The sequence below is a fragment of the Rhodococcus jostii NBRC 16295 genome (assembly GCF_001894825.1).
GTDB lineage: Bacteria > Actinomycetota > Actinomycetes > Mycobacteriales > Mycobacteriaceae > Rhodococcus_F > Rhodococcus_F jostii.
In genome coordinates, this window is sequence record NZ_BCWY01000018.1 from 98,126 (window position 1) to 111,436 (window position 13,311).

14 protein-coding genes and 2 pseudogenes are annotated in these 13,311 nt (G+C 69.0%); 11 read left to right on the forward strand and 5 right to left on the reverse strand.

What is annotated here, in order from left to right:
- Positions 1 to 20: 20 nt before the first annotated feature.
- From RJ1_RS14550 to RJ1_RS14570, 5 genes are read left to right on the forward strand one after another with little or no spacing between them, the layout of a single operon-like run.
- On the forward strand, positions 21 to 560 hold the full coding sequence (locus RJ1_RS14550) for a molybdopterin-binding protein (RefSeq protein ID WP_073360966.1): 540 nt from the start codon (positions 21 to 23) through the stop codon (positions 558 to 560).
- 9 nt (positions 561 to 569) lie between these two features.
- The gene (locus RJ1_RS14555) at positions 570 to 974 is read left to right on the forward strand and encodes a TOBE domain-containing protein (RefSeq protein ID WP_073360936.1); all 405 of its coding nucleotides are present in this window, start codon (positions 570 to 572) and stop codon (positions 972 to 974) included.
- The gene (gene modA, locus RJ1_RS14560; protein ID WP_073360937.1) at positions 971 to 1,780 is read left to right on the forward strand and encodes a molybdate ABC transporter substrate-binding protein; all 810 of its coding nucleotides are present in this window, start codon (positions 971 to 973) and stop codon (positions 1,778 to 1,780) included. Before RJ1_RS14555 ends, modA begins: the two co-directional genes overlap by 4 nt.
- Positions 1,777 to 2,583 (forward strand): ABC transporter permease, encoded by an 807-nt coding sequence (locus RJ1_RS14565; RefSeq protein ID WP_073360939.1) that lies wholly within the window; start codon positions 1,777 to 1,779, stop codon positions 2,581 to 2,583. Before modA ends, RJ1_RS14565 begins: the two co-directional genes overlap by 4 nt.
- Positions 2,580 to 3,659, forward strand: a complete 1,080-nt coding sequence (locus tag RJ1_RS14570) for a sulfate/molybdate ABC transporter ATP-binding protein (RefSeq protein WP_073360940.1) — start codon at positions 2,580 to 2,582, stop codon at positions 3,657 to 3,659. Before RJ1_RS14565 ends, RJ1_RS14570 begins: the two co-directional genes overlap by 4 nt.
- Positions 3,660 to 3,680: 21 nt before the next feature.
- Here the strand turns inward: RJ1_RS14570 and RJ1_RS14575 are convergent, their stop codons facing one another.
- Positions 3,681 to 5,276, reverse strand: a complete 1,596-nt coding sequence (locus RJ1_RS14575; RefSeq protein ID WP_174694984.1) for a glycoside hydrolase family 183 protein — start codon at positions 5,274 to 5,276, stop codon at positions 3,681 to 3,683.
- A gap of 229 nt (positions 5,277 to 5,505) precedes the next feature.
- Here RJ1_RS14575 and RJ1_RS47695 point away from each other — a divergent pair.
- A pseudogene (locus RJ1_RS47695) lies at positions 5,506 to 5,754 on the forward strand (hypothetical protein); the annotation flags it as partial.
- A 164-nt stretch (positions 5,755 to 5,918) separates the two neighbouring features.
- Entirely contained in the window at positions 5,919 to 6,329 is a 411-nt protein-coding gene (locus tag RJ1_RS14585; RefSeq protein WP_073360945.1) for a PaaI family thioesterase, read from the forward strand.
- A gap of 9 nt (positions 6,330 to 6,338) precedes the next feature.
- On the opposite strand, the gene RJ1_RS14590 is transcribed toward RJ1_RS14585, so the two are convergent.
- Both RJ1_RS14590 and RJ1_RS14595 read right to left on the reverse strand, forming a co-directional pair.
- Positions 6,339 to 7,637, reverse strand: a complete 1,299-nt coding sequence (locus RJ1_RS14590) for an MFS transporter (RefSeq protein ID WP_073360946.1) — start codon at positions 7,635 to 7,637, stop codon at positions 6,339 to 6,341.
- Between the two features lie 10 nt (positions 7,638 to 7,647).
- On the reverse strand, positions 7,648 to 8,589 hold the full coding sequence (locus RJ1_RS14595) for an NAD-dependent epimerase/dehydratase family protein (protein WP_073360947.1): 942 nt from the start codon (positions 8,587 to 8,589) through the stop codon (positions 7,648 to 7,650).
- A gap of 147 nt (positions 8,590 to 8,736) precedes the next feature.
- On the opposite strand from RJ1_RS14595, the gene RJ1_RS14600 reads away from it, so the two are divergent.
- From RJ1_RS14600 to RJ1_RS14610, 3 genes are all read left to right on the forward strand, one after another.
- Entirely contained in the window at positions 8,737 to 9,432 is a 696-nt protein-coding gene (locus RJ1_RS14600; protein WP_073360949.1) for a TetR/AcrR family transcriptional regulator, read from the forward strand.
- Between the two features lie 67 nt (positions 9,433 to 9,499).
- Positions 9,500 to 10,105: a YqgE/AlgH family protein gene (locus tag RJ1_RS14605; RefSeq protein WP_073360950.1), complete on the forward strand. Its 606-nt coding sequence runs from the start codon at positions 9,500 to 9,502 to the stop codon at positions 10,103 to 10,105.
- A 101-nt stretch (positions 10,106 to 10,206) separates the two neighbouring features.
- The gene (locus RJ1_RS14610) at positions 10,207 to 10,383 is read left to right on the forward strand and encodes a hypothetical protein (protein ID WP_240319866.1); all 177 of its coding nucleotides are present in this window, start codon (positions 10,207 to 10,209) and stop codon (positions 10,381 to 10,383) included.
- On the opposite strand, the gene RJ1_RS14615 is transcribed toward RJ1_RS14610, so the two are convergent.
- Together RJ1_RS14615 and RJ1_RS14620 are read right to left on the reverse strand one after the other, a co-directional pair.
- The gene (locus RJ1_RS14615) at positions 10,371 to 11,147 is read right to left on the reverse strand and encodes a Mut7-C RNAse domain-containing protein (protein ID WP_073360953.1); all 777 of its coding nucleotides are present in this window, start codon (positions 11,145 to 11,147) and stop codon (positions 10,371 to 10,373) included. The genes RJ1_RS14610 and RJ1_RS14615 overlap by 13 nt on opposite strands.
- Positions 11,148 to 11,280: 133 nt before the next feature.
- Positions 11,281 to 12,536, reverse strand: a pseudogene (locus RJ1_RS14620) (MFS transporter).
- A gap of 68 nt (positions 12,537 to 12,604) precedes the next feature.
- Here RJ1_RS14620 and RJ1_RS14625 point away from each other — a divergent pair.
- Entirely contained in the window at positions 12,605 to 13,282 is a 678-nt protein-coding gene (locus tag RJ1_RS14625) for a FadR/GntR family transcriptional regulator (protein ID WP_073360955.1), read from the forward strand.
- The last annotated feature ends 29 nt before the right edge of the window (positions 13,283 to 13,311 follow it).

A 13,311-nucleotide genomic window follows, 5' to 3' on the forward strand; every position in this document is an offset into this window, starting at 1 on the left:
GCCGACATAGTATGTCGGTCATGACGCATGTGCGGCGCTTTGCGCTGCTTCTCGCCGCAGGTGCGGTTGTCGCCCTGTCCGGATGCTCCACGCCCACCGCGGACAGCACGGCGCCGACCACCAGCGCGCCCGCCGCCGCGTCCGACGGGGTTCGAGTCGCCGGAGCCGTCGACCACCCGCTGGAACTGACGGATGCGGCGCTGCGGGGCTATGCGCCTCACACCGAGAGCGTCGAATTCGACAGCAGCAAGGGACCTCAGGCGCACACCTATGTCGGCGCACTGCTGTCCGACGTGGTGGACAGCGCCGATCCTCGTGAAGCCGAATCGAAGAATCCGCTCCTTCGCCTGGTCGTGAGGGCGGCAGCGTCCGACGGGTACGTCGCCGTCGTGTCGTTCGGCGAGTTCTCCCCCGACTTCGCCGCGACACCCGTCCTCGTCGCATACGAGGAGGACGGACAACCACTGGACCAACCCCGGCTCGTCGTTCCCGGTGACAGGAAGGGCGGCCGCTACGTGTCGGACCTGACCGACCTGACCGTTGTCGACGCCGGTGCCTAGGATCTCGGCGTGACGAGTATTCGGATACGCCAGGCCGCGGAACTGCTCGGAGTCAGCGACGACACGGTCCGGCGGTGGATCGACAACGGCAGCCTCGCCGCGGAGAAGGACGAGTCGGGCCGCAAGGTGATCGACGGCGTCGCGCTTGCCGAGTTCGCACGCGCCAACGCGGCCAAGTCCCCGGACCTGCTCGGGTCGGAGTCCTCGGCGCGCAACCGGTTCACCGGCATCGTCACGGCGGTCGTGATGGACAAGGTGATGGCCCAGGTCGAGATGCAGTGCGGGCCCTTCCGCATCGTGTCGCTCATGAGCAGTGAAGCCGTCCGCGACCTGGGGCTCGAGCCCGGCAAGGTCGCGGTAGCCGTCGTCAAGTCGACCACGGTGATCGTCGAAACACCTGGAGGAGATTCATGAAGATGTCCTGGCGCAGGGGCGCGACCGGAGTGGCCGCGGCCGCACTCGGTCTCGCCCTGATCACCGGTTGCGGTTCGAACGACGACAACTCCGAGTCCGGCTCCGCGGAGTCCACGTCGGCATCCGCGGAGGGCGGCGACATCACGGTGTTCGCCGCGGCGTCGCTGAAGAACACCTTCACCGAACTCGGCGGGATGTACCAGACCGCGCACCCCGGATCCCACGTGGAGTTCAGCTTCGCGGGTTCCTCCGACCTCGCCGCGCAACTCGACCAGGGTGCCACGGCCGACGTGTTCGCGTCCGCCGACACGAACAACATGACGAAGGTGGTCGACGCCGGCCTCGTCGCGGGCAGTCCCGTGGACTTCGCCACCAACACGCTGACCATCGTGACAGCACCCGGAAACCCCAAGGGCATCGCCTCTTTCGCGGATCTGAACCGCGAGGGAACGCTGGTGGTCACGTGCGCCCCGCAGGTTCCGTGTGGTTCTGCGACGCAGAAGGTCGAGACCGCAACGGGTGTCGACCTCACCCCCGTCAGCGAGGAGTCGTCGGTCACCGACGTACTGAACAAGGTGACGGCCGGTCAGGCCGACGCCGGACTCGTGTACGTCACCGATGCGGCTGGCGCGGGCGACAAGGTGACGGCCGTGGCGTTCCCGGAGGCCGCACAGGCCGTGAACACGTATCCGATTGCCGCGCTGTCCGCCTCGAAGAATCCGGAAGCGGCGCAGGGCTTCATCGACCTCGTCACCGGACCCGAAGGTCAGGCAGTGCTGGCGAAGGCAGGATTCGCCCAGCCGTGATCCGAGCGGCGCGCGTCAGAGTTCCGTCCGGCCTGCCGGGCTGGATCTTCGTGCCGGCAGCGCTGGGCGGCCTGTTCGTCGTCCTGCCGCTGTTCGCGATGCTGGCGAGCGTCGACTGGTCGCGCTTCTTCGAACTGGTCACGTCGGAATCCTCACTCGCGGCGCTGGAACTGAGTCTGCGCACCGCCGCCGCGAGTACCGCACTGTGCATCCTGCTGGGTGTTCCCATGGCAGTAGTACTGTCCCGCAGTAGTTTTCGTGGCCTGAACGTGTTGCGGTCGCTGGTGCTACTGCCGTTGGTGCTCCCGCCGGTGGTCGGGGGTATCGCCCTGCTCTACACGTTCGGCCGGAGGGGTCTCATCGGGCAGCACCTCGAGGTCGCGGGCATCCACATCGCCTTCACCACCACGGCCGTGGTGCTCGCACAGACGTTCGTCGCGCTGCCGTTCCTGGTGGTGAGCCTCGAGGGGGCGCTGCGGACCGCGGGCCGGCGGTACGAGCACGTCGCCGCGACACTCGGTGCGAGTCCCACCACCGTGTTCCGGCGGGTGACGCTTCCGCTGGTGCTGCCCGGACTCGTGTCCGGCGCGGTGCTGGCGTTCGCCCGGGCGCTCGGCGAGTTCGGGGCCACGCTGACGTTCGCGGGCAGTCTGCAGGGCGTCACGCGGACCCTGCCGCTCGAGATCTACCTGCAGCGCGAGACCGATGCCGATGCGGCCGTGGCGCTGTCGCTGGTGCTCGTCGTGGTCGCCGTCGTCATCGTGGTGGGTTCGCGGGGCTGGGCGTCGAGGGCCGCGCTGTGACCGGCCTGAGCGTCGAGGCGAGGGTCGATGCCCGCGGCGTCGAGGTGGGATTCGACCTAGCCGAGGGTGAGGTGCTGGCCGTCCTCGGACCGAACGGCGCCGGCAAGTCGACGGCGCTCTCAGTGGTGGCGGGATTGGTGCGCCCCGACGCCGGACGGGTCGAACTGAACGGGCGGGTGCTCACCGACACCGACCGCGGCATCGCGCTGCCGCCGCACCGGCGCGGCATCGCGTTGCTCGCGCAGCAGGCGCTGTTGTTCCCGCACCTGACGGTGGCCGCCAATGTGGCGTTCGCGCCGCGCAGTTCCGGTCGCGGACGCCGGGAAGCGCGGGCGATCGCCGAGAAGTGGCTCGACGCGGTCGACGCGACCCAGTTCGCCGACCGTCGTCCGCACGAGTTGTCCGGTGGGCAGTCGCAGCGGGTCGCGGTCGCTCGCGCACTCGCCGCGGAACCGCAGGCACTCCTGCTCGACGAACCCATGTCGGCCCTCGACGTGGCCGCGGCCCCTGCCCTGCGGGTGCTGCTCAGGCAGGTGCTGCGGGACGGCGACCGGACCGCGGTCGTGGTCACCCACGACGTCCTCGACGCACTGGCCTTGGCCGACCGGGTGATCGTCGTCGAGGGCGGTCAAGTCGTCGAATCCGGTTCGGTGCGAGACGTGTTGACGCGTCCGCGCAGCGCATTCGCCGCGCGGATCGCCGGACTCAACCTCGTACCCGTGTTCGGTGCACAGGACGGCTTCGAGACCGAGACCGGCGTCCGGATGCACGGCCTGCCCGACGCCGACTTCGTGCCGGGCGCCCCGGCGGTCGCGGTGTTCGCACCGCACTCGGTGGCCGTCCACCGCCGGTCGCCGGAAGGTAGTCCCCGCAACGTCTTCCAGGTCTCGATCTCCGAGATCGAGGTGCGGGGGCCGACGGTCCGGGTGCGCGCGGCCGAGGCGGGCGGCAGGCTCGAACTGAGCGCGGACGTGACAGCGGCGTCCGTCGCAGAACTCGATCTCGTGCCTGGCCTGGACGTGTTCTTCGTCGTCAAGGCCACCGAGGTCGCCCTCCACGCCGTGCGTACTTGTTAACCGCCCGCGGTTAATAAGTACTCACGGGTGCAGGGACGCGTGCATCAGGTAGACGTTGTAGCTGTCCCACTCCGAGATCGTGAAATACAGATCCTGGTCCGTCGACCACGGATGGATGAAGCCGCCGTACGCCTTCGGGTAGTCGGCCGTGTCGACGAGAGTCGCGTCCTCCGACCACACACCCTGTGGACTCGACGACTGCCGCAGGACGATCGAACCGCCGACGGGCTCGAGGTAGCTCATCTGCCACTTGTCCGCGGCCTGGTCGTAGCGCACCGACAACTCGCTGGCGACACCGCCGACGATGGGGGTCGCGAGGTGCCGGGATACCGGGGTCCACGTGCCGTCCGACCAGTACTGGTACGACGTGGTGTTGAGCACCTGGTCGACGGGGACGCGGGCCAGGCCGATGGTGCCGATCCTGCCGTTGGGGGTGCCGAACATGTACACGTAGTCACCCTGCGGCACCATCGCCGACACCTGGAACCGGGCGCCGAAGATGTTGTCCCACTTGGCGTGCTGGTCCTTGGTCCAGGTCTGCCCGTTGTCGTCGGAGTAGGCGATGCCACCGTAGTTCGTGTACCACATGCCGGGGATCATGCTCCAGCGCTTCACCGACATGTAGCTGAGGTACTGACGGTCACCGATCGCGAACCCCGACGTCGGGATGGTGGTCGTCTCGAAGTTGTTGATGTGCCTGCTGTCGATGATCTCGGCGGCGTGGCACCGGCTGTCCTGGACCATGCTGTCGATGGTCATGCCGTCGGACAGGTCGGTGTCGGTGCTGTGGCCGAGAACGTTGCTCCGCCAGTCCTCGCCGAACGCACCCGGCGGGGCCCAGTCCTTGCCGAACGTGTCACCGAACGCGACTGCCACCTCGCCGGGCTTCGTCTCCCACGTGATACCGAGGTCGGTGCCGTCCACCTGCCAGCGCTTGTCGGTGCGGTTCTCCGACCCGTGTCCCGTCAACTGCGACACCAGCCGGACGTCGCCGACGCGGGGCTTTTCCATCGACGCGGTGAGGGAACCGCGCTCGGCCGGATTGACCTCGACCGGGGGCGCGGGCTGCGGTTCGGGCCCGGGACCGCCGGGTATGGGAATCGGAATGGTCTCGGGCCGCGGATCGATCGAGATCTTCGGGATGGGCAGCGCACTCGAGCCTGCCGAACCCGACGAGCCTGCCGAACCCGAAGACCCTGCCGAACCCGAAGACCCTGACGAGCCCGCAGACCCTGCCGAACCCGAAGACCCTGACGAGCCCGCAGAACCGGTGGATCCCGGCTCGGCCTCGGGCTCGTCGACCTCGTCGGTGAGGTCGGGGCACGGATCCGAGCACGGGTCGGCGGGAAGGTCCTGGGCGACGCGGGTCTGCTCGACGCGAGGTCCGGGAACGGGGACGGGCACGAAGTCGGGGTACGGGATCGGGATGCTCACCGTCGGCGGGACCGGCGGCAGCAGTGGACCGGCCGGGCCTGGAGGCTCCTTAGCCGGGTTGTATCCGGTCTCGTCGCAGGCGTTCACCGGCAGCCAGGGCGTGGTGTCGGCTGCCGCCGGGGCGGCGGTGAAGCCGATCGTCGCGGCCACGACGGCGGCGACGCACAGCGGCACTCCAGCCACAGACCATGACTTCTCGACCACGGGACCCCTCCACATCGGTGGTCGGAGTGATGGTGGACCGACCTGCATGCTCGGGTTGAAGATAACACCCGGGGACGGTGCTCTCAGTGAACGTGCCCGGCCCGTCCGGTCGCGGTCCGGTCACAGTGCGGTCTCACGGTCGCAGAGGAATTCGAGAATTTTCGGCTCCGGTGGAACCGGATTCGGCCGCGGTGCGTCCTACCTTCATATGGATCCTCTCGAGTATTCGTTCGGAACCGGCGCCGACGCTCCGACGGCGTGGACGTCGCCCGCCGATCTCGACCTGGGAGCGTCCGGCGACGTCGACGCGGTGCGCCTGGACTTCGACGGCGACGGCCTCCTGGACGACGCGATGTGGGATTCGGACGGTGACGGTGTGGCCGATCGTTCGGTGCTCGACTACGACGCCGACGGTGAGGCGCGCTATTTCACCGATCCGTCCGGGTGTGGAATCTGGGATGTCGAGATGACGATGGCGGAGCCACCGGTGATCGCGGCGGTGCACACGTGGCGCCCCGATCCGATGATCGGCACCGCCGGGACCATTGACGTCAGGGCCGAAGCCGGGCAAGGTGGGTTGGGTTTTCAAACTAACCGAGTGTTCGACGAGGAGAACGCGCCATGACTGATCTGACCCGAGCGGCGGCAAGCGCCTTCGTCGCCGCTGCCGGACTGGAACTCGACGAGGTGTCGGGCACGAAGGTGGTCGGCCACATCGACCTGTCCGCCGACCACCACACACCGTGGGGTGTGGTGCACGGCGGCGTGTACACGACGGCGGTCGAGTCGGCCGCGAGCATCGGCGCGAGCACGGCGGTCGCCGACCGCGGTCAGTTTGCGGTGGGAGTGCACAACGGCACCGACTTCCTGCGGGCCCGCACCGAGGGCCGGGTCGACGTGGTCGCGGTGCCCCTCCAGCAGGGTCGGGTGCAGCAGCTGTGGTCGGTGGTGATCACTGCGGCCGACACCGGCAAGGAAGTGGCGCGTGGCCAGGTCCGCCTGCAGAACGTTCCGCTGCCGGATGCGAAATAGTCCGGGTTCTCAGGCAGGTCGGCGTCGGGAGTTGAGCAGGACGCCGGCCAGCCCGAGACCGTAGACCGCGCCGCCGGTGAGCACCAGCCCGAGTGACCGGCCGTCGGGGGCGATCACGAGGGACGCCGCGGCGATGGACGCAATGAAGGCCACGTTGAACACCGTGTCCTGCAGCGCGAACACTTGGCCCCGGCGATCGTCCTCGATCTCGATCTGCATTGCCGCGTCGCCGCTGAGTTTGATGGACTGCCCAGCGAATCCGAGGAGCAGCGCGCCGCACAGCAGCGACACCTGGGTGAGCGTGGCGACGAGCGTGCACTGCACGACGAGTGCGAGGATCAGGCCGCCGAGGATGGTGCGGGACCGTCCGATCCGCGGGATCAGGAACGGCGTCGAGATCGCCGCCATCAGCATGCCCGCGGCGGTGGCTCCGACAGCGACGCCGAAGCCGGCCAGACCGCCCGGCAGTGCGCTGACGGTGGCGGTGTCGCGTAGCACCAGAACCATGATCAGCGTGTTGACGCCGAAAACGATGCGGTGCGTTCCTATCCCGATCATCGCGGTCGTGACACCGGGCGAATGCCACACGGCGACCGTCCCGTTCCGCAGTCCGGCGGCGACGGCGCGGACCGCACCGTATTCGGGTTTCTCGTCGGCATGCGGACCGAGGAGCCGGTGGTGGAACCGCGACGCCGCGAACGCCGCCACCGCGGAACCACAGGCGGAAGTGGCCACGGCGATTCCGGAACCGCGGTCGCCGGCGCCCACGAAGGAGATGATGGCGACGGACGTCGCGGCCCCGAGTGCGGCGACGACGGATCCGGTGGTGGCGAGCACCGAATTGGTGGCCACCAGCCAGGACCGGTGCACCACCCGCGGCAGTGCGGCCGAGACTCCCGCGAGCACGAAGCGGCTCACGCCGATGGCGGCGAGGGCGAGCAGGAGGAGCGCCGACTCACCGGTCCCGATCGCCAGCAGCAGGGCGGTCACCAGAATGAGCAGTCCGCGCAGCACATTCGCCCACAGCAGCACGGTGCGGCGGTCCCAGCGGTCGAGGAGCGCGCCGGCGTAGGGGCCGATCACCGAGTACGGGAGCAGCAGTACCGCGAAACCGGCGGCGATCGCGAGGGGATCCGTCTCTCGTTCCGGGTTGAACAGGATCGCGCCGCCGAGCGCGGCCTGGAACATGCCGTCGCCCAGCTGGCTGGCGAACCGGACCGTCGCGAGACGGGCCAGCCCGGGTGACCGCCGGAGGGTGTACGCCGTTCTGCGCCACGCCTCGCGCCGGTCCCCGAGCTGTTTCGCCATTCACAGGACCCTATCCGGCGGCGGCGACCGTCCTCTCCTGCCACCACCGGACGGTCTCCTCGGCGGCCTGATCCAGCGGCGTCGGGGTCAGGCCGAGCCGGGCCTCGCTCTCGGACGAGTCCATGACGAACGGTTCCTCGAACTGGTACAGCATCTCCGCGAGTTCGCGGCTGCCCTGGTGCACGAGCCCGCCGCCGCGGATCACCCAGCCGGGCAGGGTGCTCACCTTGGGGACGGGCACCCCGGCGGCGTGCGCGTAGGCCTCGACCATCTGCCGCTGGGTGACGGCCGGGACGGTCGGTGCGTGCAGCACCGTGTTCCACAGTGCGGGGTCGTGGGCGGCGGCGATCATCGCGGCCGCGAAGTCGGGAACGTACGTGAACGAGTGGGGCAGGTCGGCGGAGCCGAGCACGCGCATCGTCTTGCCGGCGAGAACGACGGGCACCATGCGCTCGCCTGCGTGCGCGTTCAGCACCTGCGGTCCGAAGAAGTCCGACGCGACGACGCTCACGGTGGGTGTCGGGGACTCGGCCCTGGCCTTCAGTAGCCGGGTGCGGACGCCGCGCTTGCCGGAGTCGGCGGAACGGGGGGTGTGCTCGGTCATCGGCTGCTGCGAGGTGTCGTACGAGTAGAGGCTCTCGGGGAAGACGACGACCGCGCCGACGTGTCCGGCGGCCTCGAGGACGGTCTGCTCGGCGGCGGGGAGTTCGCGCTCCCAGGCGTCGGCGTTGTAGGCCGCATGGATGCAGTGGTAGACGGCGGTGGCTCCGTCGAATGCGTCTCGCAGCGCGGCGGCGTCGGAGACGTCGACCTTCCGCCGCTCGATCAGCGGGTGGTCGGGGCCGCTGCCCGACCGTGTGAGGACCCGGACCTGGCGTCCCTGCTGGGCGAGCTGCCGGGCGACATTCCAGCCGACGGGTCCTGCTCCGGTGACGATTTCGATGTTCGACATTTCTGCTCCCGCTGGGTGTGAGTCGATTTCCTTTATCCGAGAGCACTGCTCTCTGTGTGATTCGAGAATGCTCCCCTCTGCGTCCATTGTCAAGAGCAGTGCTCTCGTTTGTTGACACCGCTCTCTGAAATTGCCACCCTTGGACCCATGCCAGGAACACCACGAGAACGCGCCCGAGAGCAGACGTTGCAGGACATCACCCGGATCGGTCGCGAGCAGCTGGCCGCGGTGGGGGCGGCAGCGCTGTCGCTGAGGGCCGTCGCGCGGGATCTCGGCGTGGTGTCGTCGGCCGTGTACCGGTACGTCAAGAGCCGCGACGAACTGCTGACGCTTCTCCTCGTCGACGGCTACAACGAACTCGGCGACGCGGCAGAGGCGGCGGTGGCGTCCACCGGCGATCCGCGGGAACAATTCCTGGCGCTCGGACGCGCGGTGCGTGAATGGGCGTTGCGCGAACCCGCCCGCTACGGATTGCTGTTCGGCAGCCCGGTTCCCGGCTACGACGCGCCCGGCGAGCAGACCACCTCTCCGGGAACGCGGGTGATCTACGCACTCGTCGGGATCCTCGACAACGCGTATCGGGCGGGCAAGCTCGAGGCCGACCCGGCGGCGCCGATCGACGACGAACTCGCGGCAGACCTCGACCGCATCCGCGCCGAATTCGGGCTCGCCACCCCAGACCATCTGCTGGCGCGCGGCGTGCTGGTCTGGTCGGCGCTGTTCGGGGCGGTGAACTTCGAGGTGTTCGGGCAGTACGGCGCCGACACGTTCACCACACCCGCGGCATTGTTCGAGCACCAGCTCGCGGTTATGGCCGACACGGCGGGCCTCCCCGCGGCGTAAACCGGCGAACCGGACGCAGGTCGCGTCCTCCGTCACATCGCGTCCGCCGCGGTGGGATGATGTTCTGGTGGCGCACGCAGAAGAACCCGAGGATCGAACGGCGTCGACGGAACCGGTGGTCCGCCCCGGCAGCCTGTTGGTCTCGTCCACAGATCTCGTCGAACCCGCATTCCGTCGCACAGTGATCTATGTGATCGAGCACAACGACGCCGGCAGCCTCGGCGTGGTCATCAACCGTCCCAGCGAAACCGCGGTGCACGACGTGCTGCCCCAGTGGGCGCCGCTCGCCGCCCGCCCGTCCGCGCTGTACGTCGGCGGACCGGTCAAGCGTGACGCCGCACTGTGCCTCGCGACGCTGCGCACGGGCGCGCAGGCCGACGGCGTGGCGGGTCTGCGCCGCGTCCACGGTCGCGTCGTGATGGTGGATCTCGATTCCGACCCCGAGGTCATCGCCCCGCTCGTCGAAGGCGTCCGGATCTTCGCCGGCTACTCGGGCTGGACGTACGGTCAGCTCGACTCGGAACTCCAGCGCGACGACTGGATCGTCATCTCCGCCCTCGCCTCGGACGTCGTCGCTCCCGCCCGCATCGACGTATGGGCACAGGTGCTGCGCCGTCAGCCGCTCCCGCTCGCCCTGCTCGCCACCCACCCGATCGACGTCGAGCGCAACTAGCCGACACACCCCTGCCGACACACCCCGCGCACCTCCCGGGACTGTCGGGGACGGGTGGTATCAACAGAGGTGGGGAACGAGAAGTGAGGAGGACAGCACACGTGATCGACACCTGTCACGGAACATTGATCGTGCACACGCTCTACGCAGCCGAATGCACGGACGAGTCGTGCACCGAGTTGTCCGAGGTACGGCACGCCCTGATCATCGACTGCGACGAACTCGGCGACTGCTCGTGCTCGGCGGAGTTCGGCCTGCAGTTGCGTCACGCGTCCTGAGAATCCACCTCGAGCATCACCCCGACCTCCGACAGGCGCCGGCGTAACTTCGGCAGATGGCTTCCCGGCCAGTACAGCTGCGCACACTCCCGGCACCGACTGAATTCGTGCTCGTGCCGCGCGACGCCCGGCGGAACCTCGGCGAGCGCCTCGTCCCGGGGCACCGGAGCGAGAAGCCCGTTGCAGCGCGAGCACCGCGTGAACGGCGCGATCCGCGACCGAAGGTCGAAGCGGTCCAGCACTTCCCGCAACTGCCTGCGTGGGTCCGTTTCGTGGAGGAACGCGCCGTGCGTCAGCGCCGACCGTTTGAGCACACCCCTGTCCCGGGTCAGGACGATGCGATGCTCCGCCAGGGAGATGTCCACCAGTTCGAGGTCGGCGAAGTCGTTGCGGTAGCGGGTGTCGAAGCCGAGCAGTCGCAGGTAGCCGGCGAGGCGGCCGAGATGCACGTCGAGGACGAACATCGGTTCCCGCAGCGGCCTCGGACGCAGTTTCGTGACCCCGGTCAGATCGAGACGTTCGAACGTCGGGTACACGGCGACCCGTTCGCCGCCGCGGAGGAGATGACCGAAATCGACCGACACCTCGTCGACGAGGATCAGATCCACCTCGGTGTGCGGGACGCCCAGCGCCTCGATGCGGTCCTTCACCGACGGTGTGCCGTCGAACTCGTGCTCGAAGGTCCGCTTGCGTCGCAGAGGCGGCAGGAAGTCGTTCAGCTCCTCGTAGAAGCGGAACTCGCAGCGGCGAAGTGACTCAGGCATGGGGCGTTCACGTCCTCACCCCACAGTACTGGCCGACTTCTCGCGATCACGCGTCGAATACCTCTGCGCGAGTGCGGCGCAGACGATCGACGGGATCTGGTGGAACAACGACCGGCCGAGAAACTTCACTGCGTCAGGGCTGACGCCGTGCCCGGCGGGTGCCGAGAACGCCGAGGACCGCGCACAGCACCGCCCCCACGATCGACAACTCGACGAGCGCGACGTGCATGCCCTGGACGGTGATGGCGATGCCGGCGCAGATCGACGGCACCGCCAGCCCGACGTAATTGACGGTGAAGAACGCGGCGAGGGTGCCGCCGTGCGCGTCGGGGGCATGTTCGGTGGCCGCGGCGTTCACCGCGCGCATGGCCCCGGCGAACGACAGCCCGTGCCCGGCGCCGATCACCGCCGCGACCACGCAGAGCAGCGCGAGCGACGGGAGGAAGTCGACGACCAGCAGTCCGAGCATGCCGACGCCGACCGCCCCGACACCCCACCACAGCGACGTCGACGCGGCGAGCCGGTTCGCGAGGAGCTGCGCGGTCACGGAGGCGATCATGGTCAACGCCGCCGCACCGCCCGCGACCACGAGGTTGCTCACGCCGAGCAGGCTGACGATCCACGTCGGGACCACCGACTGGAAGAGGCCGACGGCGCCCCACGCGAGAGCGACGCCGAGGGACGACAGCCAGAACACCCGCCGGATCGGCGCCGGAACGTGGGGGATCTGGAACAGCTGTGTGGGCCGGGCACCGCGCGGCGCGGAGGTCGGGAGGAGGAGCGTCATGATCAGTGCCGGAACGAGGAGCACCGCGAACACGACGTAGGGCAACGTCAGCGGGTGCGGCAGGTACTGCGCGATCGCCCCGCCGAAGAGGGGTCCGATGGCCGCGCCGAGGGCGGTCGTGAGGGTGGCGGCCAGTCCGGCCCGCCGGAAGTTGCGGGACGGTTCGTGCTCGAGCAGGGCCGCGGACGCCGCTGCGGAGCATGCACCGACTGCGACGCCGTGCGCGATCCGACCCAGGAACAACCAGACCGTCGCATCCGCGAACGCCAGGATCACCGCACCGAGAAAGCTGAACGCAATCGCCACGAGCAGGACGAAGCGCCGTCCGAGCGCATCCGACAGTGGTCCGAAGAACAACAGCGCGGGCAGCAGTCCGGCGACGTAGACGGCGAAGATCAGCGTCTGGACCATCGGGGTGAAGCCGAATTCAGACCGGTAGAGGCCGTACAGCGCGGTGGGGATGTTGGCGCCGAGGAGCAGGACGGCGAGGAGGTAGTTCAGGCCGTGGAAGTGTCGGCTGGTCGTGCGGGGGATTGCGGGCGGGGCGGTGTCGGCGTGAGCGGTGGACGTGGGGGTCGCCTCCTCGGGCTGTCCGAATACATGGGACGTCCTACGTATATTAGGCGGGCCGGTCGTGAGGCGCGAGCCGGCGAGGTGTGAGGATGAGTACATGACAGTGGTTCGCCGCGAGTCCGCGTATCAGCAGTCCCTGGACTGGATGCGTGGCCGGATCGCCCAGGGCGACTGGACCGTGGGCGAGCGCATCCCGACCGAACCCGAGCTCATGGCGTTGCTCGGGGTCGGACGCAACACCGTGCGCGAGGCCATCAAGACGCTCACGTCCACGGGCATCCTCGAGATCCGGAGGGGGTCGGGGACGTTCGTGCGGGCACGCACCGACATCGGCGGGTTGCTCGGCCGGCAGGTCGCGGTCGCAGAGATGCTGAACGTGTTCGAGGTCCGGCGGGCCCTCGAAACCGAGGCCGTCCGGCTGGCGTGCGCGCGCCGCACGGACGACGACCTGCGGTCCCTGTCCGCGCTACTCGAAGAGCGGGAACGGACGACGGATCAGCCGTCCCGGTTCGCGGACGCCGACCTCGCGTTCCACCTCGGGGTCGTGGAGGCCGCGCACAATCCGGTGCTGTCCGACCTGTTCGCCGGCATCCTCGAACCCACCCGGGCCACCTACGACTACACCGAGGGGATCCACCCCCCGTCGCTGACCACGGACGACCACCGTGTCGTCGTCGACGCGATCGCCGCCCGCGACGAGGAGGCCGCTGTGCGGGCGGCCCTCGGTTACCTGGACCGCGTGCTCGACGCGGTCCACCAGGCCTCCCGCCCGTGAGTGGTTGACGAGTCCACAGACTCCTTTCC

Bases quoted from the DNA above. Each gene is read 5' to 3' on its own strand.
- RJ1_RS14625 (WP_073360955.1), top strand. From the start codon at position 12,605: ATGACAGTGGTTCGCCGCGAGTCCGCGTATCAGCAGTCCCTGGACTGG.
- RJ1_RS14550 (WP_073360966.1), top strand. From the start codon at position 21: ATGACGCATGTGCGGCGCTTTGCGCTGCTTCTCGCCGCAGGTGCGGTT.
- RJ1_RS14600 (WP_073360949.1), top strand. From the start codon at position 8,737: ATGCCAGGAACACCACGAGAACGCGCCCGAGAGCAGACGTTGCAGGAC.
- RJ1_RS14595 (WP_073360947.1), bottom strand. From the start codon at position 8,589: ATGTCGAACATCGAAATCGTCACCGGAGCAGGACCCGTCGGCTGGAAT.
- modA (WP_073360937.1), top strand. From the start codon at position 971: ATGAAGATGTCCTGGCGCAGGGGCGCGACCGGAGTGGCCGCGGCCGCA.
- RJ1_RS14585 (WP_073360945.1), top strand. From the start codon at position 5,919: ATGACTGATCTGACCCGAGCGGCGGCAAGCGCCTTCGTCGCCGCTGCC.
- RJ1_RS14615 (WP_073360953.1), bottom strand. From the start codon at position 11,147: ATGCCTGAGTCACTTCGCCGCTGCGAGTTCCGCTTCTACGAGGAGCTG.
- RJ1_RS14590 (WP_073360946.1), bottom strand. From the start codon at position 7,637: ATGGCGAAACAGCTCGGGGACCGGCGCGAGGCGTGGCGCAGAACGGCG.